This is a genomic window from Brevundimonas sp., assembly GCF_004210735.1.
Taxonomy (GTDB): domain Bacteria; phylum Pseudomonadota; class Alphaproteobacteria; order Caulobacterales; family Caulobacteraceae; genus Brevundimonas.
Genome location: NZ_SDZL01000148.1, coordinates 1 through 1,139, shown reverse-complemented (window position 1 = coordinate 1,139; position 1,139 = coordinate 1). Strand labels below are relative to the sequence as shown.

1 protein-coding gene is annotated in these 1,139 nt (G+C 69.9%); it reads right to left on the bottom strand.

The window, feature by feature from the left end:
* On the bottom strand, positions 1–1,079 hold a 1,079-nt coding region (locus EON91_RS14525), incomplete at its 3' end, for a Mur ligase family protein (RefSeq protein ID WP_292096131.1).
* Positions 1,080–1,139: the final 60 nt, after the last annotated feature.

Sequence of the window (1,139 nt, the reverse complement as noted above, 5' to 3'; positions counted from 1 at the left end):
CTGTCGCAAACGGGGGCGAGTTCGGTGAGGACGCCGCGGGCGTCCTTCACGGCCTGGCAGGCGAAGACGATGGCGACGTGGTCGCCCTGCTCTTTCGCGGCGCGGATGGCGGCGGCGAGTGTCGCGGCGCCGCCGGGATTGTGGGCGGCGTCGATCCAGATGGCGGCGTCGCCGCTGAGCGGGCCGGGCTTGAGGCGTTGCAGGCGCGCGGGCCATGTCGCTTCGCGCAGGCCGGCGGACATGTGTTGCGCGGTGATGCGCTTGTCGCCGATGGCTTCGATGACGGCGCAGGCGGCGGCGGCGTTCTGGCCCTGATGCTTGCCGCGCAGGCCGAGCCAGGGCGTGCGGACGGTGAGCGTCTTCGACTGGTAGGTGAAGGCTTCGCCTTCCCATGTGGCTTTCCAGTCGTCGCGGGCGACGATGATGTTGGCGGCGGCGGCGCGGGCTTCCTCGCGCAGGACGGCGAGCGCGATGGCGGGCTGTTCGGCGATGATGGCGGGGACGCCTTCGCGGAAGATGCCGGCCTTCAGGCGCGCGATGGCGGCGACACCGGAGACGCCGAACATGGATTCATGGTCGCGGCTGATCGGCGTGACGACGGTGGCGGCGGGACGGGCCATGACGTTGGTGGCGTCGGTTGCGCCGCCGGCGCCGACTTCGATGATGGAGAGATCGGCGCGGGTGTGGGCGAAGAGGCAGAAGGCGGCGGTGGTGAGGGCTTCGAAATAGGTGAGGCCTTCGGTGCGGCGGGTGATGTCGGACAGGACTTCGGTGAGAGCTTCGTCGTCGACAAGCTTGCCGGCGATGCGGATGCGTTCGTTGACGCGGATGAGATGGGGCGACGTGAAGACGTGGACGGTGAGGCCGGCGGCTTCGGCCATGGCGCGGATGAAGGCGCCGGTGGAGCCCTTGCCGTTGGTGCCGGTGATGTGGATGGCGGGCGGGATGCGATCCTGCGGGTCGCCGAGGTCGACGAGCGCCTTGCGGATCTGGGTCGTGCCCCAGGCCGGGGAGACACGCCCGGCCGCGTTGTCGCGGAAGCGGTCAAGTTCGGCTTGCACGAGGGCGGCGTCGGCCAAGTCCTTAGTCTCCAGATCGTGCGCGCCCCCAAATCCGCGCGCGAGTTATGTAGGGAGGGT